This is a genomic window from Nocardioidaceae bacterium (assembly GCA_018672315.1).
Classification (GTDB): Bacteria; Actinomycetota; Actinomycetes; order Propionibacteriales; family Nocardioidaceae; genus TYQ2.
In genome coordinates this window covers 2,288,827-2,308,895 of record CP076053.1, presented here as the reverse complement: position 1 = coordinate 2,308,895, position 20,069 = coordinate 2,288,827, and the positions used below count along the sequence as shown (strand labels likewise).

19 protein-coding genes and 1 tRNA gene are annotated in these 20,069 nt (G+C 73.1%); 12 read left to right on the top strand and 8 right to left on the bottom strand.

Annotated elements, in window-relative coordinates; translation table 11 throughout:
- Positions 1–68 precede the first annotated feature (68 nt).
- A complete protein-coding gene (locus KLP28_11100; protein QWC84151.1) occupies positions 69–1,463 on the bottom strand; it encodes a UTP--glucose-1-phosphate uridylyltransferase in 1,395 nt (464 codons plus the stop codon).
- A gap of 42 nt (positions 1,464–1,505) precedes the next feature.
- Here KLP28_11100 and KLP28_11095 point away from each other — a divergent pair, with 42 nt between their 5' ends.
- Positions 1,506–2,120, top strand: coding sequence for a 5-formyltetrahydrofolate cyclo-ligase (locus tag KLP28_11095; GenBank protein ID QWC84150.1), 615 nt, complete (start codon positions 1,506–1,508; stop codon positions 2,118–2,120).
- Here the strand turns inward: KLP28_11095 and KLP28_11090 are convergent.
- Positions 2,086–4,815 (bottom strand): penicillin acylase family protein, encoded by a 2,730-nt coding sequence (locus tag KLP28_11090; GenBank protein QWC84149.1) that lies wholly within the window; start codon positions 4,813–4,815, stop codon positions 2,086–2,088. The genes KLP28_11095 and KLP28_11090 overlap by 35 nt on opposite strands.
- Positions 4,816–4,924: 109 nt before the next feature.
- Between KLP28_11090 and KLP28_11085 the strand changes: the two genes are divergently transcribed.
- From KLP28_11085 to mscL, 3 genes are all read left to right on the top strand, one after another.
- A complete protein-coding gene (locus tag KLP28_11085; GenBank protein QWC84148.1) occupies positions 4,925–5,341 on the top strand; it encodes an FmdB family transcriptional regulator in 417 nt (138 codons plus the stop codon).
- Between the two features lie 56 nt (positions 5,342–5,397).
- Positions 5,398–6,018 carry a hypothetical protein gene (locus KLP28_11080; GenBank protein ID QWC84147.1) on the top strand — a complete coding sequence of 207 codons (621 nt, stop codon included), beginning with the start codon at positions 5,398–5,400 and terminating at the stop codon, positions 6,016–6,018.
- Positions 6,019–6,079: 61 nt separating this feature from the next.
- A complete protein-coding gene (gene mscL / locus KLP28_11075; protein QWC84146.1) occupies positions 6,080–6,499 on the top strand; it encodes a large conductance mechanosensitive channel protein MscL in 420 nt (139 codons plus the stop codon).
- 39 nt (positions 6,500–6,538) lie between these two features.
- Here mscL and KLP28_11070 read toward each other — a convergent pair whose 3' ends face one another.
- The 3 genes from KLP28_11070 to KLP28_11060 all read right to left on the bottom strand — a co-directional run bounded on the left by KLP28_11070 (position 6,539) and on the right by KLP28_11060 (position 8,901).
- Complete coding sequence (locus tag KLP28_11070; GenBank protein QWC84145.1) at positions 6,539–6,742, bottom strand: hypothetical protein; 204 nt, start codon at positions 6,740–6,742, stop codon at positions 6,539–6,541.
- Positions 6,743–6,744: 2 nt separating this feature from the next.
- A complete protein-coding gene (locus tag KLP28_11065) occupies positions 6,745–7,566 on the bottom strand; it encodes a hypothetical protein (protein QWC84144.1) in 822 nt (273 codons plus the stop codon).
- A gap of 123 nt (positions 7,567–7,689) precedes the next feature.
- Positions 7,690–8,901 (bottom strand): LCP family protein, encoded by a 1,212-nt coding sequence (locus KLP28_11060; GenBank protein QWC84143.1) that lies wholly within the window; start codon positions 8,899–8,901, stop codon positions 7,690–7,692.
- Between the two features lie 152 nt (positions 8,902–9,053).
- Between KLP28_11060 and KLP28_11055 the strand changes: the two genes are divergently transcribed.
- The 3 genes from KLP28_11055 to KLP28_11045 all read left to right on the top strand — a co-directional run bounded on the left by KLP28_11055 (position 9,054) and on the right by KLP28_11045 (position 11,761).
- Positions 9,054–9,129, top strand: a tRNA-Arg gene (locus KLP28_11055).
- A gap of 62 nt (positions 9,130–9,191) precedes the next feature.
- Positions 9,192–9,527, top strand: a complete 336-nt coding sequence (locus KLP28_11050) for a YnfA family protein (GenBank protein ID QWC84142.1) — start codon at positions 9,192–9,194, stop codon at positions 9,525–9,527.
- A gap of 176 nt (positions 9,528–9,703) precedes the next feature.
- A complete protein-coding gene (locus KLP28_11045; protein QWC84141.1) occupies positions 9,704–11,761 on the top strand; it encodes a hypothetical protein in 2,058 nt (685 codons plus the stop codon).
- A gap of 100 nt (positions 11,762–11,861) precedes the next feature.
- On the opposite strand, the gene KLP28_11040 is transcribed toward KLP28_11045, so the two are convergent.
- Both KLP28_11040 and KLP28_11035 read right to left on the bottom strand, forming a co-directional pair.
- Positions 11,862–12,893 (bottom strand): lytic murein transglycosylase, encoded by a 1,032-nt coding sequence (locus tag KLP28_11040; protein QWC86935.1) that lies wholly within the window; start codon positions 12,891–12,893, stop codon positions 11,862–11,864.
- Between the two features lie 394 nt (positions 12,894–13,287).
- Complete coding sequence (locus tag KLP28_11035) at positions 13,288–14,475, bottom strand: saccharopine dehydrogenase NADP-binding domain-containing protein (protein QWC84140.1); 1,188 nt, start codon at positions 14,473–14,475, stop codon at positions 13,288–13,290.
- 142 nt (positions 14,476–14,617) lie between these two features.
- Here KLP28_11035 and KLP28_11030 point away from each other — a divergent pair, with 142 nt between their 5' ends.
- The 5 genes from KLP28_11030 (at position 14,618) to KLP28_11010 (ending at position 19,319) form a co-directional block, all read left to right on the top strand.
- Positions 14,618–16,585 carry a beta-propeller domain-containing protein gene (locus KLP28_11030; GenBank protein ID QWC84139.1) on the top strand — a complete coding sequence of 656 codons (1,968 nt, stop codon included), beginning with the start codon at positions 14,618–14,620 and terminating at the stop codon, positions 16,583–16,585.
- A 121-nt stretch (positions 16,586–16,706) separates the two neighbouring features.
- Positions 16,707–17,618, top strand: coding sequence for a hypothetical protein (locus KLP28_11025; GenBank protein ID QWC84138.1), 912 nt, complete (start codon positions 16,707–16,709; stop codon positions 17,616–17,618).
- Positions 17,619–17,632: 14 nt separating this feature from the next.
- Positions 17,633–18,196 carry a DUF4385 domain-containing protein gene (locus KLP28_11020; GenBank protein QWC84137.1) on the top strand — a complete coding sequence of 188 codons (564 nt, stop codon included), beginning with the start codon at positions 17,633–17,635 and terminating at the stop codon, positions 18,194–18,196.
- 18 nt (positions 18,197–18,214) lie between these two features.
- On the top strand, positions 18,215–18,484 hold the full coding sequence (locus tag KLP28_11015; protein ID QWC84136.1) for a DUF2277 domain-containing protein: 270 nt from the start codon (positions 18,215–18,217) through the stop codon (positions 18,482–18,484).
- On the top strand, positions 18,474–19,319 hold the full coding sequence (locus tag KLP28_11010) for an NAD-dependent protein deacetylase (protein QWC84135.1): 846 nt from the start codon (positions 18,474–18,476) through the stop codon (positions 19,317–19,319). Before KLP28_11015 ends, KLP28_11010 begins: the two co-directional genes overlap by 11 nt.
- Here the strand turns inward: KLP28_11010 and KLP28_11005 are convergent.
- Positions 19,316–19,999 (bottom strand): metal-dependent transcriptional regulator, encoded by a 684-nt coding sequence (locus KLP28_11005; GenBank protein ID QWC84134.1) that lies wholly within the window; start codon positions 19,997–19,999, stop codon positions 19,316–19,318. The genes KLP28_11010 and KLP28_11005 overlap by 4 nt on opposite strands.
- Between the last annotated feature and the right edge of the window lie 70 nt (positions 20,000–20,069).

Sequence of the window (20,069 nt, the reverse complement as noted above, 5' to 3'; positions counted from 1 at the left end):
CGCGACCCTAGCCCGCGGCGGGCGCAGACCGGACCACTCCTCGGACCACCCGCGAGGTCACCCCCGCGTCAGCCGTCCGCGTCGACGCGGCCGCTGGTCAGCACCCGCCCGGCCTCCAGCGTCCCGCCGCCCTCGCCGAGCGTCACCTCGCCGCGGACGACGACGTCCTCTCCGAAGGTCCAGTCCCCCTCGACGACCAGCGAGAAGGCCGAGGCCAGCGACGGGGGCCCGGCCGGGAAGCGCGCGGCGAAGTCGTCGACCAGTTTGTACGGCCCGCTCGCCAGCTCCACGAACGGGATCTCGGGCGTCGCCTGGCTGATGCGGCAGCCCTCGTCCAGCTCGTAGCAGTCGCTGCGCAGCACCAGCAGGTCATCGGTCGTCTTCACCGGCGCGAAGCGCTCGCGGGTGACCTCGATGGTGCGGGCGCCGTCGAACAGCTCGATCGCCGCACCCATCGCGGTCTCGACCTGGATGACGTCCGGTGTGCTGTCGTCGCCCGGCACCGTCGACTTGTCGTTGCGGATCATGGGCAGGCCCAGCACCCCGTCGGTCTCCGCGAGCTTCGCCCGCATCGCCGCGATGTCGAACCACAGGTTGTTGGTGCTCATGAACCGGTGTCGCGACAGGTCGGCGAGGGCGTCCTGGTCCTCCTCGCGCGTCTGGGCGGTCTCGCGCAGCACGATGCGTCCGTCGGCCTTGCGGGTCGCGAAGTGGCCTCCCTTGCGGTCCGAGGGCGTACGCCGCACCGCCTCGATCGCGAACGGCGCCCCGGACGTCGCGAACCAGCCCGCGACGACGCCGTCGGGGACCGCGGCGAGGTTGTCGGAGTTGGAGACGAAGACCCGTTCGTAGCCCGCCTCGGCGAGCGCCTCGAGGATGCCGGCACCGTGCAGCGCCGTGTAGAGGTCGCCGTGCCCGGGAGGGCACCACTCGGCGTCCGGGTCGTCGGGCCACTCCACCGGCGTCAGGTCGTCGGCACGCAGCTTGGGCTCCTTGTTCTGCAGGAACTCCAGCGGGAGCCCCTCGACGGCGAGGTCGTCGTACGGCTCCAGCGCCGCCATCGTGTCGGCGGAGGTGCGGAAGGAGTTCATCAGCAGCAGCGGCAGCCCGATGTCGAGGTCTCGGCGCAGGTGGAGCGTCTGCCGCGCGATGACGTCGAGGAAGGACAGCCCGTCGCGCACCTCCAGCAGCGACTTGGCGCGGTCGAGGCCCATCGAGGTGCCCAGGCCGCCGTTGAGCTTGATGACCGCCGTGCCCCGCAGCGCCTCGCGCTGCTGGTCGGCGGAGACCTCGACGTCGGCCAGGGCCTCCATGTCCAGCGGCTCGATCGAGTCCTCCGGCACCATTCCGGTCTCGCCAGACTCCAGCTGCCGGTAGTAGTGGCTGAACACCTCGATCGCGGTGTCGTCGATGCCCTCGGCGCGCATCTTCTCGCGCGCTGCCTGCAGTCCCTCGTCGCTCATGGCGCCACCCTAGGTGTTCTGAGCGGGGCTACGGTCGAACGCGTGACCAGCCCGGACCCGGTCGCCGCGAGCAAGACCGCGCTGCGCGACCACCTCGTGACCCAGCGCCGTCGCCTGGGGCCCGCCGACCTGCGCGCGGCCGCGGAGGGGCTGCGTACGCAGGTGCTCGCGCTCGACGCCGTCCGGCAGGCGGCGACCGTCGCGGCGTACGTCTCGGTCGGCCACGAGCCCGGCACCGGCCTGCTGCTGGACGCGCTGCGCGAGCGAGGCGTCCGCGTGCTCCTGCCGGTCGTGCTCCGCGGTCTGGACCTCGACTGGGCGGCGTACGGGGGCGCGGCCTCCCTCGCCCCGGCCCGCCGCGGCCTGCTCGAGCCGACCGGCACCCGACTCGGCCGCGACGGCATCGCCGCCGCCGACGTCGTGCTCGTGCCCGCGACCGCCGTCGACACCTCGGGCCACCGGCTCGGACAGGGCGGGGGCTGCTACGACCGCGCGCTCGCGCGAGTGCCCCGCGGCACCCCGGTGGTGGCGCTGCTGCACGAGGACGAGGTCGTCGAGCAGGTGCCGCACGCCCCGCACGACCTGCCCGTGAGCGCGGCGGTGACGCCGTCACGGACCGTCGTCATCGACGCGGCAGCAGGACCAGCTCGTCGCTGACCGTCGGGTCCTCACCGCGCCCGCTCGCCCAGGGCAGCAGGTCGCCGGAGGCCCACGTGCCGGTCTGGTCGAGCAGGTGCCCCGACCACACGTGACCCGACGCCCCCGTGGGCACGACCCAGCCGCCGGTGTCGGAACCGAGGTCGACCGCCATGCGGGCCACCGGGCCGGCGACCACCTCGAAGTCCTGCTGCGGGTCCCACGAGGTCACCAGCGCGGTCGAGCCGTCCCCGGGCATCTCGACCGGGTCCGTGTCGAGCAGCCATCCCGCGAGACCCGGGTCGAGCGCCTCGGCCCCCTGGACGCGGAAGCGCACCTGGTGCTGGTGCCCCCAGGTCCACTCCCGCGGGTCCAGCGCCTGGGACCTCACCAGGTCGTCGACCGCCAGGCGCTCCGCGGTCTCCAGCACGGTGTCGCGGGTCTCCAGCTGCGGGGTCGTCACGTCGTCCCACCAGCGGCTCGTGGGATCGGTGAGCAGGTCCTCCAGCACGGCGGTCCACCGCGGCCCCCCGTCCGGTGCGACCGGCGTGCGGATCTCGTCGTCGAAGGTCAGCTGCAGCACGCGGCGCGTCACGGCCTGGAAGTACGCCGACCCCGCGGAGTCCAGGCTCGCGCGTCCGTCCCAGGTCGCCAGCTGGTCCTGCCCGCCCGAGGCGTACGCGTTGGTGTGCAGCACCGCGAGCAGCAGCGGGGAGAGCGCCGGGGCCAGCGGGTCGAGGGTGTCGGCGACGGCAGCGCGCAGCGGCGCGAGCCGCATCGGACCCTCGGCCGCCAGCTCCTCGAGGAGGTCGGCGATGCGGGTGCTGCGGTAGCCGGGGTCCCAGGCGTGGCCCAGGTCGTACGGGTAGTCCGGCTCCACCGGCGCCTGGTCGGCGGCGACCACGAACCCGGCCTCGGGGTCCTCGGTGTGCGGCAACGCGGCGTACGGCACGGGGTCCTCGCGCCAGTCGGTGCCGGGCCGCCATCCCGCCGTCACCTGACGGCCGTCGTTGCCCGGTGCACGCACGGGCACCCGACCCGCCGTCTGGTAGCCGATGCCGTCCTCGTCGGCCCACACCAGACCCAGCGTCGGCGAGGCCAGCAGCGACGCGGCCTGCCGCAGCTCGTCACCGGTGCGGGCGCGGTCGAGGGCGAGCAGACCGTCCATCGTGCGCCCGGGCTCGGCGCCGGCCCACCGCAGCGACAACGCGTACCCGGTGCCGGACTCCAGTGCCAGCAGGTCCGCGGCGCTGTCGGCGACACGGTCACGGCCTCGACCCTCGCTCGCCTCGACGAGGTCGACCGAGTTGGCCGCGACTGTGCTCAGCTCGGCGGACACGTCGGAGACCAGGGGGCCGCGCCGGGTGCTGCGCACCGTGAAGGCGAACGGCTCCTCCGCCCCGGCGACGAGGATCTCCTCGTCGCGACGCTGCAAGGGCACCACCAGCCCGTCCCGGGCGTACGAGCGGTCGCCCACCCGCTCCAGGAACAGGTCGGTGACGTCCGCGCGCATCGCCGAGAGGCCCCAGGCGAGCCCCGGCGTACGCCCCGCCAGCACCCCGGGCACGCCGGTGAGCGCGAAGCCGGAGACCTCGTACGGGCACGCCGTGCCGACCTCCTCGCACACCAGGGACACCTGTGCCAGCGGACCGGGCAGGCTCATCGCCCCGATCACGTCGGCCACCAGGAGCGGGCGCCCCGTCGCGGTCAGGTCGCCGCTGACGGCCACGGCCGTGCCGCCGGGCGAGACCGCGCGACCGGACCCGGGCCCCTCGAGGCCGAGGTCGAGATCACCGACGGTCCGTACGCCCGTGGCCGACGTGGCCGTCGCGGTGGCCGTCGCGGTGGCCGTCGTCGTGGCCGACCCGGCGACGGCCCACGCCGGCGCTGCGCGTCGCGGCGCCCGGGACCCCGAGGACGTCGCGTCGGGCTCGAACACACCGTCGACGACGCCCCCGCCCTGCACCACCGGCGGGTGGCGCACGGGCTCGGGGTCGGGGAACAGCTCGGCGATCTCGGCCGGCGACTGCCGGGGGGCCAGCAGGGCGGACTCGACCTCGCGGCCGGCTGCGCCGCTCATCGACCACGCCCACGCCTTCAGCACCGCCAGGGAGTCCACGGGCTCCCACGGCTCGGGAGCCACGGCGAGGCCGTCGCTCTCGAGCAGCACGTACTCCAGGGACAGGTCGCGCCCCTCCCGGCCGCGCAGCCAGGCGTTCACGCCGTCCGCGTACGCCTCCAGGACCGCGGTCGTGGCCGGGTCCAGCAAGGAGAGCTCCTCGACCGCGGTGCGCTGCCAGCCCAGCGTGCGCACCAGCTTGTCGCCGGCGAGGGCCTCCTCGCCGTAGATCTCGGCGAGCGTGCCGGAGGCGTACCGCCGGGCCACGTCCATCGCGTAGAAGCGGTCCTGCGCCGCCGCGTAGCCCTGCGCGGCGAAGAGGTCGTAGGTCGTGCGTGCCCGCACCGTGGCGATGCCCGCGTCGTCACGAGCGACGGTCACCGGCGAGCGCAGGCCCGCCACGGTGACCTCACCGTCGACCTGGGGCAGGGAGGCCCGCACCGTCCGCACGCCTCCCCACACCGCCGCCGCCAGCACCAGCACACCGACCACGGCGAGCGTCACGGCGCGCCGCAGCCACTGCGGCCACTCCCGCCATCGCTCCGCGGCGGAGCGGCGGGGCGCCTGACGTGGCGTCGGCTCGGAACTGTCGGTCACGGGCCCATCCTCCGGCACGGTGCGTCGTCGCGTCCCGACGCCACGTATGCTTGGCACTCGACCGGGTCGAGTGCCAGACCGCTCCCCGCCGAGCCAGCCAGGAGGTCCCGTGCCCACCTACCAGTACGCCTGCACCGCGTGCGACCACGCGTTCGAGCAGGTGCAGAGCTTCTCCGAGGACTCGCTGACCGTGTGCCCGGAGTGCCAGGGGCGCCTGCGCAAGGTCTACAACGCCGTCGGCGTCGTCTTCAAGGGCTCCGGCTTCTACAAGACCGACAGCCGCAACGGTGCGAAGGGCACGAAGGGCGGGTCGGCCTCCGAGTCGACGGGGTCGGAGTCCTCGGGCTCGGACTCCTCGGGCTCGGACTCCTCGGGCTCGGACTCCAAGGGCTCGGGCTCCTCGGGCTCGGACTCCAAAGGATCGAGCGCGGGCGCGAACTCGGACAGCACGGGCGGGTCGCCCAAGGGGTCCTCGTCGTCCTCGTCGTCCGGCACCGCCTCGAGCAAGGTCTCGGCAGCGACCTGATCGGAGCCTGTGGATGACGGGCCCCTCGGGTCACGTCACCGCCCTACGCTCCGCGGGTGAACTCCGCGACCCCCACCGCCTCCGGCCCACTCCTCCCTCGCGCCCGCCGTGCATGGTGGGGCGTGCGCCGGGCGCTGATCCTGCACCGGCGGCGATGGGCCCTGCTCCTGGTGCTGCTGGCCGTCGTCACCGCGCTCGCTGCGACGCAGGGCACGAAGCAGCCACTGACGCCCGTGGTCGTGGCGCGTGCCGACCTCACCGCCGGCAGCGTCGTGACGCGCGAGGACCTCGAGGTGCGCGGCTTCACGCCGGAGTCCGTGCCGTCCTCGGCGGAGGCCACGCCGGACCGTCTTCTGGGACGCACGCTGGCCGTTCCCGTACGCCGGGGCGAGCCCGTGGGACTGCACCGTCTCGCGGGCGGTGAGCAGCGCGGCACCGCCCCCGGCCTGACCACCGTGCCGGTGAGGATCGTCGAGGCCTCACAGCTGCTGCGCGACGGTGACGTCGTCGACCTGGTGGCCGCCGACGGCCAGGGCGAGGCCCTCACGGTGGCCCGCACCCTGCCCGTCGTGGGCAGGGTCGGCGAGCTCGTGCTGCTCGGCGTGCCGGCCGCGCAGGTCGACGCCGTCGTCGGCGCCTCGTCCGCGGGCTATCTCTTCTACACGTTCTCACCCTAAAGTGCGGTCGTCCCTATCCGTGCGGCCCGACGGGCCGCCTCATCCCGAGAGGAGTCCGCCGGTGCTCAAGGGCTTCAAGGACTTCATCATGCGCGGCAACCTCGTCGAGCTCGCCGTCGCCGTCATCATCGCCACCGCGTTCGGTGCGGTCGTCACGGCCTTCACCAACGTGCTGCTCGGTCTCATCGGCAAGGTCACCGGCGGCACCCCGAACTTCGACAACTTCACGATCCTCGACGAGACCAACGCCGCGGGCGAGGTCATCGAGGGGTCCGGCGTGCCGATCGGCATCTTCCTGACCGCGCTCGTGACGTTCCTGATCATCGCGTTCGTCGTCTACTTCTTCGTCATCACGCCGTACAACAAGCTCGAGGAGCGTCGGGCCAAGGGTGACGAGGAGCCCGAGCCGCCGGCCGCGGACGTCGCGCTGCTGACCGAGATCCGCGATCTGCTCAAGGAGCAGCGCGGCTCGACCACCTGAGTCGCCCGGCCCGGGCCACGGCCCGGATCGCGTCGACGATCAACCGTGGTGCGGGGGCACCTGCCGGCGCAGCCACGCGTCGGAGGTGCCCCCGTCGTGCGTGCTGTCGTCGTCGCTGGTCTGCTCGGGGAGCACGTCCCCGAAGACCTCGGCGAGGCGCGCGCGGCGACGACTCCGCTGCTCCGGGCTCGACCCGGCCGGCTCGGCGGTCTCGTCGCGGTCGGGCTCGGCGCGATCGGGCACCGTCACCCTCGCGTACGCCGTGCCGCGTCGGGCGCCCAACCCGCCGCCAACGTGAACCGGTCCGGCTGCAGCCTCACCGAGCGGGTGTAAGGCTCCAGCCGCTCGGGCGTACGCCCCCGCCACGGCAGGAGATGACCCCACGACGGGAGAGCCACGAATCGGTCGGCCGCCCGGCGGTGGGCCTCGCTGGCGCCGGGACCACTGACCGCGCTGCCCACGTTGAAGATGCCGCCGGTGCAGTGCAGGGCACGCGCCATGGCGTCCGCGGCCTCGGCCACGGTCGTCGTGGACTGCCACCACACCTGCAGGCACGACGCCGGCCGCTCGGCCGCGGCCTCCAGCCACACCATCTGCGACGGGTCGTCGCGCAGCGGTGCGAGACGCAGCACGACGGCCGTGTGGCAGCCGTCGACGAACCGGTGCGTGGCCGACTCCGCCGCGCACCAGGGCTCGGTGGCCGCGGTGACGGCCAGCGACGACCGCTCGTCGACCTCCTCACCACCGCCGTCGGCGTAGACCAGGGCGCTGGACTGCAGCACCAGCCGGCGCACGCCCGCGTCGCGGGCCACCGAGGTCAGCCACGGCACGGTCGTCGCGTGCCACCTGTCCCATGCGCGCCAGGCGCCCGGGCGGGCCCGCAGCGAGGGGTGGGCGGGGCTGAGCAGCAGCACGGCGTCGTAGCAGCCCAGATCGACGGTCGCTCCCGTGGTGACCGGAACCTCGACCGGGACGTGACCCGCCCGGTCGAGCGCGGTGAGCACGGAGTCCACGAGAACGGCACGCGCGCTGCGAGCGCTGCGGACCACTGCGACGCGCATCGTCACCTCACTGACCTCGATGTGCGCTCATCATAACGAAAACATCACGATAAGCCGAGTCCGTTGCCAGGAGCCGCGGCGTGCCGGGCGTGGCGAGCCCCCGTGGGAGTCAGGGACGACCTGGCAGCCTCAGGCGCAGAGTCCGTTCGCGAGCCGGCGCTCGGCCTCCGCCGCAGCCTTCGCCGACTCCTCGGGGTCCGGGATGGCCGATGCGCTCGCGGTCGCCGACGGCGAGTCGCTGGGCTCGGAGCCCGGGACCCCCTCCGCGGCGGTCACCACGTCCTTGGTGAGGCCACCGGACAGCGGCTGGTCGGTGCGGATGAGCTCCCACAGCCGCTCGGCGGCTCGAGGCTTCCACTCCAGGCGATTCGGGTCGGGCTCGTACTGACGGATCGGCACCGAGGTGAACTGCACCCGGTCCAGGCCGATGCCGTTGACCTGTCGGGCGAGGCCGACGAGATCGGCCAGGGACCCGAGCCCGGAACTGATGGTGAGGGACTCCGTCGCGGCGTCGAGGAAGTTGTAGAGCTTGACGGGGTTCGCCAGCGTGCCCGCCGAGGTGGCCTCGTTGACCATGGTGGCCATGAAGGCCTGCTGCCGCTTCATGCGGCCCACGTCGCTGCCGTTGCCGACGGAGTAGCGGACGCGGACGTAGTCCAGCGCCTGCTGACCCTCGACCTCGTAGGTGCCTGCGGGCAGGTAGATGTTGCCGGTCGTGTCGTTGACCTCCTCCGGCACGCACACCGTCACTCCCCCGAGGGCGTCGACCATCTCGCGGAAGCCGTTGAAGTCGATCTCCACGAAGTCGTCGATGCGGACGCCGGTCAGCTGCTCGGTCTGCTGGATGAGACAGGCGGCCCCTCCCTCCTCGTACGCCGCGTTCCACATGTCGAGCCCGCCCGGGATGACCTCGCCGGTGTCGGTGTAGCAGTCAGGACGCTCGACGACGGTGTCGCGGGCGATGCTCACGCCGTACGCGAAGGACCGGTCGCCGGAGAGGTGCAGCAGGATGTTGGTGTCGGAGCGCTGCCCCGGGTTCTGGTCGTCGATGCCGTTGCCCTCGCCCGCACGCGTGTCCGAGCCGATCACCAGGATGTTCACCGGCGCGGTCGGCTCCTCACCGTCCTCCCCCGTCGGCAGCGGGGACTGCTCGGGACGGTCGCGCAGCTGGCCGGCGACGTCGGTGACGTTCAGGTTGCCGTCGAGCTTCTCGTAGACCACGACCAGGCCGCCCACGACGACCACCGCGAGCGCCGCCAGGACGGCTGCCGTGATCTTCAGGCGCGAGCGGCGACGGGGCGAGGACGATGCGGGGACGCTGGGAGCAGCGCGTCGGCTCACCAGGGCTCCTCTGCAGGGATCGGGGCGTCGCACCAGACGGCACAACGGACCCATGATGCCAACAAGCGCACATTCCGGCGCCTCTTCGACGCGCGACGCCCCGATCTGGACGAAGTCGAGACCTGACAGGATGAGCGGCGACGCAGCACAGGGCCCCAGTAGCTCAGCGGATAGAGCAGCCGCCTCCTAAGCGAAAGGTCGCAGGTTCGACTCCTGCCTGGGGCACCACGACGAGGCGCGGGGCATGCACCGCTCGGCACGGCCAGGCGTCGCGTCGGCATCATGACCCCATGGACGTCGTGCGCTCGATCGCCCTCTTCGTGCTCGCCGCGCTCGCCGAGATCGGTGGTGCGTGGCTGGTCTGGCAGGGCGTGCGCGAGCACCGGGGATGGCTCTGGATCGGCCTCGGCGTCGTGGCGCTCGGCCTCTACGGCTTCGTGGCGACGCTGCAGCCGGACGCGAACTTCGGACGGATCCTCGCGGCGTACGGAGGCGTCTTCGTCGCCGGCTCGCTCGTGTGGGGCATGGTGCTGGACGGCTTCGAGCCCGACCGCTACGACGTCACCGGGGCCGTCATCTGCCTGGTCGGTGTCGCCGTGATCATGTACGCCCCTCGCGCCGTCTGAGACACCACGAGCGCTGCACCAGCGCTCTAGACCTCTCGGTCATATCTCGGACGATCCGGTCCGCCGTCACGGAATCGTTATTCACGATGACTCGGTCGTCGGCGCGCCGGCGCCCTCGACCCTCCCGAGCCCGGTGGTGGGTCGACCAGACCGAGAGCACACCGAGGGTCCGCACCATGATCTCCGAGCCGTCCACCCGCATGCCCGCACGCCTGTCCGCCCACGGTGAGCAGCGCCGTCGGGTCGCCGCCGCCACGCTCGTGGTGCTGCTCATCTGCCTGCCCGCGGCCGCGGCGCTGGTCCCCAAGGCCGGATTCGCGTTCGGGCCGCGCATCGAGGGGCTCGCCTCGTACGTCGGGCAGACCACCTGCTCCCCCACTGCCAAGCGCGGGACGACGGCGTTCGCCAACCTGCTGCTGCGCACCTACCCGCGCTCCTCCAGCCTCGGCATCGTGCGCGCCTGCAACGTCGGGGGCACCTCCGAGCACAAGGAGGGCCGCGCCTTCGACTGGGGCATGGACTACTACGACGCCACCGAGCGCAAGCAGGTCGCCAAGCTGATGGGCTGGCTGCTCAAGACCGACCGGCACGGCAACCACTGGGCCAACGCGCGCCGCCTCGGCATCCAGTACATGATCTGGAACCGGCGCATCTGGAGCGCCTACCGCGCCTCGGAGGGCTGGCGGCCGTACACCGGCTCCAGCGCCCACCGCGACCACGTGCACTTCTCGCTGTCGTGGACCGGGGCGCGCGGCAAGACGTCGTTCTGGAACCGGACCCGGTTCCCGCTCGGCGGCACCGTCACGGACCCGACGCCCGTGGGCGGGGGTGGCGGCGACACGACGCCGGGCACGGGCGACCACTCCTACCCCGTCCCCTCACCGGACTCCACCCGCGACCCCGAGCGTCGTCTGCCCGAGCCCCAGCCGGACCCCTCGCTCCTCCAGGCCGCACCGCTGACCGAGGAGACCGTCGAGGTGTCCTCCCGGGCCCGGCGCGGCACGCTGACCGAGGGCGCGATGGTCGCCGGCCGCGACTACCTGCTCGAGGTGTCCGGCACGTGGAGCTACGCCGAGGACCCCGCCGCGCGCGCCGACGCGGAGTGCGCGGTCGCGCCGTCCTCGGACTGGCGACGCAGCCGCTCCATCCGGACCGATGCGTACGAGGCCGACCACCTCGACCTCTACGTGGACGGCCGTGACCTCTACGCCGACGCCGACAACGGCCAGGAGTGCGACAGCGACACCCACACCTACCGCTGGATCTACACCGCCCCACGGACCGGCCGGGTTCCCTTCACGGTCTGGGACCCGACCAGCTACACCGACAACTCCGGCCGCATGAGCGTGCACGTCGTGGACCTCGGCCAGGTCGCCGAGCGCGCCTCGTGGACCGTGCCCGCGAAGGCCGCCGCCGGTCGCAGCTCAGGGGTCGCACTGCGTGGCGGCCGCGACTACGAGGTCACCGTGTCGGGCCTGTGGCTCGACGGCACCGGGGTGGCCGCGGACGCCGAGTGCACGCGGACGACGTCCGACGCCACCTGGACCCGGGACCGTTTCCGCAGCGACATCGACTCCTACGACGTGCTCGTCGGACGGCTCAGCCGCGACGGCATGGTGCCGCGACGGGCCACCATCAGCGGCCGCGCCGCCTCCGGCGCCGAGTGCGACGCCGGGCACACGTACACGTTCCTGTGGCGGGCCGAGGACACGATGCCGTTGAACGTCCGCGTCCACGACCCCGGCTCCTACGCCGACAACCGCGGTCGGGTGCAGGTCTCCGTGGCGCCGTACGAGGGTCCGCGCGACGCCCCCGAACCCGACGCCCAGGGCGAGACGCTGCTGGTCGACGCCGCGACGCCCTCGGAGACGCTGTCGAGCGACTGGGCGGCCGGGACGCGGATCCGCATCACCGTCGAGGGCACCTACCGCCTGCGCGACGGCGCCGAGTGGATCACCGCCGACGCCGAGTGCACCAACGCCTGGAACGACAGGCGGTGGCGCGACGTCCGGGTCGACGGGTACGTCGGCGGCAACCGACAGCCCCTCGGCGACCTGCTGGTCAACGGGCAGATCCTCACCTGGGCGCCCCGCGACGGCGGCAGCTGCGACGCCGACCACGTCTACACGCTGGAGGCCACGACCTCGCAGGACGGGCCGCTGCGGTTCTCGATCGCCGACGACGACTTCGCCGACAACGCCGGCACCCTGGCGGTGACGATCGAGCGGCGCTGACTGCCTGCACCCTCCACCGGCGCCGAACACGCAGCAGGCGCCCGGTCTCCGGACCGGGCGCCTGCTGTCGTGCCTGCTGTCGTGCCTGCTGCCGGCCCGATCAGGGGACCAGGCCGGTGCCCTCCAGCGGCGTGGTGGGCTCCTCGGACGCCGGAGGCGTCGTGGGAGTCGGCTTCGGCGTCGGTGTCGGCTTGGGCGTGGGCGTCGGGGTCGGCTTCGGGGGCTCCGGCGACGGCTTCGGAGGCCTGGTCGGCGACGGAGTCGGCTGGTCGGGCGTCGATCCCTCGCCGGCCGCGTCCTTCTCGGCCTCCCGACGGTCGCGCTCGGCCTGCCGCGCCTCCTGCCGGGCCGCCCGCTCCTCGGCGCGCTGCTGCCGGCGCTCCTCGCGCTCACGCTGCTCCCGACGACGCTCGCGTCGCTCGGCGCGCTCCTGTGCGAGCTGCTCGGCGTCCTCGGTTGAGGGCGGAGGCGTCGGGAGGTCGAAGACCCCGGTGCGGTAGCCGACCTCGTACGCCAGCACGAGGTCGACGTAGTAGCCGTCGTTGTTGTACGTGCGGACGGCGCCCTGCTGGTTGCTCAGCTCGGTGAGGCCCGAGCTCCACCGGCACAGGTAGCGCGCGGCGGCGAGCGCCGCGTCGTCGATGTCGTCGGGGTCGGTGACACCGTCCCCGTCGCCGTCGGAGGCCCAGCTCGCCCAGGTCGTGGGGATGAACTGCATGGGGCCGACGGCGCGGTCCCAGACCCTGTCGCCGTCGAGCTGCCCGCGGTCGGAGTCACGGATCGCCGCGACGGGGCCCACGCCGTTGAGCGGGAGGCCTCGGATCAGGGGACGGGAGATGCCGTCGGTGCCGAGGCTCGAGCCGCCGTAGCGGCCGTGGTCGGTCTCCACCCGACCGATGCCGGCGAGCAGCGTCCAGGGGATGGTGCAGCTGCCGGCGACAGCCCTCGCAGCCCGTTGGTAGGCCTCCAGCGCCGTGGTCGGGACGCCGTGGACTCCCTCAGCGGACGCGGTCCAGGGCGCCTTGACGCGTACGCGACGCTCCGCGGGGGTCGGCGCCGCCTGCACGACGACGCGGGAGGCGCCGACGGTGCCGGCGACGAGCACGGCCTCCTGCACGGGCACGTCGCGCATCGCGGCGCTCGCGGCGGCGGTGACGACGCGCAGGGAGGGGGTCGTACGCGTGGACGTCGGCAGGTCTGCGGTCGCCGCCGCGACGGATCGGGCCGGTTCGTCGCTGCGGGAGGGTGCTGCCACCGGGTCGGGCGACGCCGTCGAGCCGAGCAGCACAGTGGTCGTCAGACCCGAGACCGCCAGGGCCGAGAGCAGGCCGACCGGGGCGGATCCCCTGGCGCGGCGCGTACGCGTGCGAGACAGCACGAAGTCCCCTCCCCTTCACCCGAGCACCGGCGCGAGGACGCGTCACCAGGCTGTCCCGATCGTAGTCGCGGACGCCTCTTCCGGCCCACGCTTCCAGCGAGTTCGTCCGCGACTCGCCGGGTGGAGGATCCCTGGACTGGACAGGGCCTCAGAGCGTGCTGAAGGTGATGCCCGCCTTGTCCAGCCGGTCGACCAGCTGCAGGCCCATCGCCTCGGCCGTCGTCACCTGGCCGGAGGTCTCGGGCACCGGGTCGAAGGCGAGGCACAGAGCGGACTCCGCCAGCATCTTCGAGGTCTCCTCGTAGCCGGGGTCACCGCCCGCGACCTGGGTGTGGACCGTGGTGCCATCGGCGGCCTCGCCGATGAAGTCGACGGTGAACCAGCTCTTCTCGCGTCGCTCCGCGGACGGGCCGGATCCTTGCGGCACCCGCTTGATGAGGAACTTGCGCAGCGGGCCGAGCTGCGCCGCGGCGGCCAGACCGGTGACGCCGAGCGCACCCCCGACCGCGACGGGCAGGCGCTCGATGCCGGCGTAGTGGCTGTAGGTGAAGTCCGGCCCGTAGACCGGCATGGCGCGACCTGAGCGTGCGACGACCAGCGGGTCCAGCGTCGGCATCGGCAGCAGGTAGAGGTCGAGCACGGAGTCGCGCCGCGGCTTGGTGCCCTTGGGCCGCGAGCGGCGGCCGCCCGCCGGCGCGGGCTCCTTGGACCGACGTCGTCGCGAGACCTCCTGCATCTGGCGCGCCCGCGACATCGCGGTGAGTGCCGAGGCGAAGGTGCCGCCGGAGAAGGTGCCCTGGGCGCGGACGACGCCCCGCATCGTGACGGGCTCGTCGTCGGGCAGCTGCAGCACGTTGTGCAGGGCTCCGAGGTCGTGCGGGATCGAGTCGAAGCCGCAGGCGTGCACGAGGCGGGCGCCGGTCTCGACGGCCTTGTCGTGGTGCTCGAGGTACATCCGGTCGACGAACTCCGGCTCGCCGGTGATGTCGAGGTAGTCGGTGCCGGCCTCCGCGCACGCCTTCACCAGCGGCTCGCCGAGCTCGAGGTAGGGCCCGACGGTCGTCACGACGGACCCGGTGGACTCGGCGACGCGGCGCAGCGAGGCCGGGTCGGTCACGTCCGCGACGAGCAGGTCCAGCTCGGCTGCCAGCTCGTGCTTCTCGGCCAGCGTGGCGCGTACCTTCTCGAGCTTCTCCTTCGAGCGGCCGGCGAGCGCCCACCGGAAGCCCTCGGGGGCGTGGTCGGCCAGGTAGGCGGCGGTGAGCTGTCCGGTGAAGCCGGTCGCTCCGAAGAGGACGACGTCGTAGTCGCGGTCGGGGTGGGCGCGGTCGGGCACGGCGGGCTCCTGCGGGGGTGGTGGCTCGGGTCGTTGCGCATCCGTGTCCTTCCCGGGGAACCGGATGCCATGCGGCTGCGTCCCATCCCCGAGACACTGGTCACCGGCGCCCGGGCGGCGCCGGCCGAGATGAGGAGCAGTCGTGGCTCGACGATTCAGCACCAGGACCCGGGTGGGAGTGACCGCCGCGGGCGTCGTCGGCCTGGCTGGCGCGCTGGCCCTCGGCGTCGTGCCCGACGGGGTCCCGACCGGCGGCGTCGGCAAGCCCGCCCCGGCCGCAGCGGCGCCGGGGCTGGTCGCGTTCGACTCGTGCGAGGCCCTGCGGCAGTACTACGTCGAGCAGGCGCTGCCCGAGGTCACCGCGTACGGGCTGGGGGGTGGGCCGGTCTATGCGCTGGACGCCGTCGCGCAGAGCAGCGTCGGCGGATCGGTCGCCCGCGACGCCGCCGCGGTCTCCGACGCGGTCGGCAGCGGCGAGACCGGCACCAACGTGCAGGAGGCCGGGGTCGACGAGCCTGACGTGGCCAAGACCGACGCGGCGTACGTCTACCAGGTGGTCGAGCAGGCGCTCGTGGTCACCGACGTCACCGGGGACGCACCCGAGCAGGTCGCCCGGTTCGCGCTGCCCCGCGGCGTGTCCGGCGCCGAGCTGCTGCTCGTCGACGACACCGTCCACGTCATCACCCAGGGCGGCTCGGACTACCCGATCGCCTCGCTGGGCCGCTCGGTCGTCGCCGACTCGCTCATGATCGGGCCGGTCGGCGACGCCCGGACGCGCGTGGTCACCATCGACGTCTCCGACCGCTCGGCGCCGCAGGTCACCTCCGACACCCAGTACGACGGCAGCCTGGTCTCCGCCCGGCAGTACGACGACGTGGTGCGCCTCGTGACCTCGGACTCCTCCCCCGACATCGACTTCGTCTCGCCGGTGATGCGTACGCGGTCCGGCGACGGACCCGAGCGACTGACGGCGGCCGAGGCGCGCCGGGAGAACCGTCGCCTGGTCCGCGAGGCGCCGCTGGAGGCGTGGCTCCCCTCGGTCGGCGACGGCGAGCAGCTGACGGACTGCGACGAGGTGCTGCGGCCCGCCGACGGCTCGGGCTACGGCACGCTGTCGGTGATCGGCCTCGACGGCACGGCCTCGGACCCGGCGGCCTCGCGGTCCGCCACCGCGCTGGTCGCCTCGGGCGACCTGGCGTACTCCTCGACCGACCAGCTCGTCGTCGCCACCTCGCGGTGGGGATGGACGTGGGGTGTCGAGCTGCGGCGCGAGGGCGCGGACGCCGCCGAGGGACCCGAGACGTCGCTGCACGTCTTCGACCTCGACGGCCTCGACGCCGTCTGGCGGGCCTCCGGCAGCTTCGAGGGCGGGCTGAAGGACCGGTGGTCGATCGACGCCCACGACGACCGGATCCGCGTCGCCGCCGGCATCGGCTACGACAGCTGGATGCCCGAGGAGAACGCGGTCATCTCCTTCGCACCCGAGGGCGACCGGCTCGTCGAGACGGGCCGCGCCGACGGGCTCGGCATCGGCGAGGAGATCAAGTCGGTGCGCTGGTTCGACGACCTCGCGATCGTCGTGACCTTCGTGCAGACAGACCCGCTCTACACCGTCGACGTCTCGACCGGGCAGCCCGAGACGCTCGGCGAGCTGAAGATCCCCGGCTTCTCCTCCTACCTGCACCCGATCGGCGAGGACCGGCTGCTGGGACTCGGCACCGCCACGCGCGTGGTCGGACAGGGCGAGCGGGCGTTCGTGCGCGCCACGGCGGCGAAGGCCTCGGTCTTCGACGTCTCCGACCTCGGCTCGCCGACCGAGCTGGACTTCACCACGCTGCAGCGGAACACCTCCTTCAACCCCGACCCCCGGGCGTTCACCTGGCTGCCGGACTCCTCGACCGGGTTCGTCGTCAGCGACGAGTACGGGTCGCGGCGCCCCACCGCGTACGTCACCCGCATCGACGTCGACGACGCCGGATCGGTGACCCTGAGCGAGGCGGCACAGCTGCGCCCGTACGACTCCTACGCCGCCCGCACCCTCCCCCTCGGCGACGGCCGCGTCGCCCTGGTGACCCTGGACGGCGTGAGACTGCTCGGTCTCTCGGGCTGACCAGACCTCGCGTGGGAGCCTCGACGCGCTCCGCCGCGTCCTGGCTCCCACGCAGCGCTCGGGCTGAGGAGGCTGTGGATGACGACCCGAGGAGACGACGCTTCCGCTGCATCCTGTGTCGATGCAGTGGCACGGACTGGCGCAGGCGCAGGCGGGCATCCTCGCGCGCCGACAGCTGCGGGCCCTGGGAATCGACAGCGACCGGGTACGCAACCAGGTCGCCGGGGGTCGATGGGCGGAACGGTCGCCGACGGTCGTGTCCTGCTTCACCGGTCCGCTGACAGTCGAGCAGCTCGCGTGGGTCGGGGTGCTGACGCCCTCGACAGAGGGTGTCGTGGGCGGCATCCATGCCCTGAGCGCCGCTGGACTCCGCAGTTGGGAACGTGCTCACGTCACAGTGCTCGTGCCTGTCGATGCTCATCTGCCCGCGTCGGTCGACGGAGTGGAGCACGTGCGCACGCGTCGGGACCTCGCATGCTGGACGACCGCCCGTGGGGGCCCTCCGAGGCTGCGCGTCGAGCCGGCCGCGCTGCTGCATGCCTCCTCGTGCCCTTCCGAGCGGGAAGCCCAGGGTCTCCTCGCTGCCGTGGTGCAGCAGAGACTCACCACGGTGGTCCGACTCGCGGAGACGCTGACTGACCTCGGTCGCACGCGCCGAGCGCCGTTGATGCGGCGGCTGCTGCTGGAGCTGGACGGCGGGGCGCAGTCTCTCGCCGAGGTCGACGTGACGCGGATGTGCGACGACCACCGCATCGCCAGGCCCGTCCGGCAGGTGGCCCGCGTCGACAGCGATGGCACTCGCCGCTGGACGGACTGCGAGTGGCGGTTGTCCGACGGACGCACGCTCATTCTCGAGGTCGACGGCGCTCACCACATGGCCGTCGGCCAGTGGGAGGACGACCTGCGTCGCCGTCGTCGACTCACGAGCCCGAGCGTCGTCATCGTCGACTGCAGCGCTCGCGAGCTGCGCGACGAGCCCGACGTGGTCGCAGCCGACCTGATCGCTCTCGGTGTCCCTCGCGCCGGCGCCTGAACGAGGCTGCGTGGGTGCCACGACGCGTCCCAGCGCGCGCAGACACCCACGCAACTGCTCGCCTCGGCTTCACGCTCGGGGGGTTCGGGCAGTGGGGGGCCATGTGGAAGGCCGATCCCGAGCACGACTACCGCGCGCACCCGGAGGACTACCGGGTCGACCGCGGCGAGATGGGGGTGCTCACGGTGCAGCCGTACAAGAGTGAGCTGCTGCCCCACTGGCGCTTCGCCGACCCGGAGAAGGCGACCGAGTCCGCGCGGCGGATCAGCGAGATGTTCCGCGCCTACGTCGACGAGCGCGACGTCGTCGGCGCCGACATGGCGCGCAAGTACCTGCAGATGGGCTACACCCGGGCCCGGCGCTACGCGAACCACCCGGGCGGCAAGAAGTACGACGGGCCCGTGCCTGAGGACAAGAGTGGTCAGTCCGGCGCGCACGGTCGCGAGGAGCTGCCGCGCGGTCCCGAGGACCGGGTGAAGGCCGAGTCCGCCCGCATCTTCAAGGAGGCCTGGGAGACGGCCGAGGCCGACCCCTGGTACGCCGAGGCCAAGGCCGAGCACAAGGAGCGGTACGGCTGAGATCCGTACGCTGAGGTCATGTGCCGCAACATCCGCACCCTCCACAACTTCGAGCCGCCCGCCACCGCCGAGGAGATCGAGGCGGCTGCGCTGCAGTACGTGCGCAAGATCAGCGGGTCCACGAAGCCGTCGCAGGCCAACCAGGCCGCCTTCGACGCGGCCGTCGCCGGCATCGCCCGCCTCACCGACGAGCTGCTCGAGCAGCTGGTGACACCGGCACCTCCCAAGGACCGCGAGGTCGAGGCCGCGAAGGCCCGCGCCCGTGCGGCCGTGCGGTATGGCCGCTGACCCCACGGCGAGCGCGACGCGGGAGGCCGCGCTCGAGCTGCTGAGCAGCCGCCGCTTCGTGCTGCTCACCGGTGCGGGTCTCTCGACGGACTCCGGCATCCCCGACTATCGCGGACCGGGCCGGCCACCCCGGCAGCCCATGACGTTCCAGCAGCTCCTCGGCAGCACGGAGGCCCACCAGCGCTACTGGGCCCGCGGCTTCCTGGGGTGGGGGCGCATGGGCTACGCCGACCCCAACGCCGGCCACGAGGCCGCCGCACGTCTTCAGGAGCTCGACGCGGTCGACCTGCTGGTCACCCAGAACGTCGATGGCCTGCACGAGCGGGCGGGCGCCGACACCCTCGCCCTGCACGGTCGCATCTCCGAGGTCGTCTGCCTCGACTGCGGCGCGCTCAGCCGCCGCACCGAGATGCAGGCCCGGATGGACGCCGCCAACCCCACGTGGGCCGTCCGTCACGCCGACCGGCCCGTCAACCCCGACGGCGACGTCGAGCTGGACGACACCCGTGGCTTCGCGGTGCCGCCCTGCCTGGTCTGCGGCGGACGGCTCAAGCCCGACGTGGTGTTCTTCGGCGAGAACGTGCCCAGGCCGAGGGTGCAGCGTGTCATCGAGGCGGTGGAGCGTACGCAGGCCCTGCTCGTCGCCGGCTCGAGCCTGACGGTGATGAGCGGGTTCCGCTTCGTCCGGCAGGCCGCCAAGCAGGGCACGCCCGTCGTCATCGTCAACCGCGGGACGACGCGCGGCGACGACCTGGCCGACCTCGTCGTCGAGGCCGGCACGAGCGAGTTCCTGGGCGACCTCGTGCGTACGGTCGAACGCGCCCGGGTGTCCTAGACCGGACTCACGAACAGGTGCGCGGCCGCGTCCTCGTCCACCTCAGCGGTCTCCCCGCCCGAGCCGACGAGCACCCCGCCCGGGGCCGAGGACACCGTCACGACCGTGTCGGGCACGGCGCCCACGCGCTGCAGCACGCGCATCACCTGCTCGTCCTTCTGCAGCTCCTCGCCGATGCGGCGCACGAGCACCGAGATCGGCTCCGCGCCGGCCACCTCGGGCAGCGGCCGCGCCTCGCCCACGCCCTCGGCGGCGGCGGTCTCCCCCAGCTCGTCCAGGCCGGGGATCGGGTTGCCGTACGGCGAGGTCGTCGGGTGGTCGAGGATCTCCAGGAGGCGCCGCTCCACGGCCTCGCTCATCACGTGCTCCCAGCGGCACGCCTCGGCGTGCACCTGGTCCCACTGCAGCCCGATGACGTCGATGAGCATGCACTCGGCCAACCGGTGCTTGCGCATCACCCGCACGGCCAGGGCCTGACCGGTGTCGGTCAGCTCCAGGTGCCGGTCGCCCTCGACGGTGAGGAGACCGTCGCGCTCCATGCGCGCGACGGTCTGGCTGACCGTGGGCCCGGACTGGTGCAGCCGCTCGGCGATGCGGGCACGGAGGGGCAGCACGTCCTCCTCCACGAGCTCGTAGATGGTGCGCAGGTACATCTCGGTGGTGTCGATCAGGTCGCTCACCCCTGCATCCTCCCCCACGGACGTCCGCGGACCCACCCGACGGCGCAGGCCGCGTGTGCCCACCCGGCGC